This window comes from Stenotrophomonas sp. 3diitr2024, assembly GCF_042136455.1.
Taxonomy (GTDB): domain Bacteria; phylum Pseudomonadota; class Gammaproteobacteria; order Xanthomonadales; family Xanthomonadaceae; genus Stenotrophomonas; species Stenotrophomonas sepilia.
Window position 1 is genome coordinate 1 of the sequence record NZ_JBHHMJ010000752.1, and the last position, 381, is coordinate 381.

General features: G+C 65.9%; 1 protein-coding gene and 1 pseudogene. Both read right to left on the bottom strand.

Annotated features, from left to right (window positions below):
* Nucleotides 1–232: hypothetical protein (locus tag ABGA94_RS19815; RefSeq protein WP_375367968.1), on the bottom strand; the 232-nt coding region annotated here is incomplete at its 3' end.
* Between the two features lie 13 nt (nucleotides 233–245).
* Nucleotides 246–381, bottom strand: a pseudogene (locus ABGA94_RS19820) (cupin domain-containing protein); the annotation flags it as partial.

Sequence of the window (381 nt, forward strand, 5' to 3'; positions counted from 1 at the left end):
GGGTGTCGACCACGCTGCGCAGCTGCGCGCGGGTATCGGTCGGGAAACGCTTGCTGCACGCAGCATCCTTGCGGCACTGCGCCGACTGCAGGGCGATCGCATCCTCGAAGGTGGTCGCGAAGTCGCCACCGACCACCAGCACGTCGCAGCGCAGATCCTGCTCCAGTGGGGGAAAGGCCTGCAGCAGTCCGTTGCGCACTGCCCACCAGGGGTAGCCACTTTTCAGGTCCATGCGTGGTCGTGCTCAGGCGGTGGGTCACGCCCAGCGGAATGTAGGTGCTCTGGTTCTCGCTGAGCAGGATCACTTCATCGCCACGGGTCACCTCGGCGGTGCCACTGACCACGATCCAGTGCTCGGCGCGATGGTGGTGCATCTGCAGG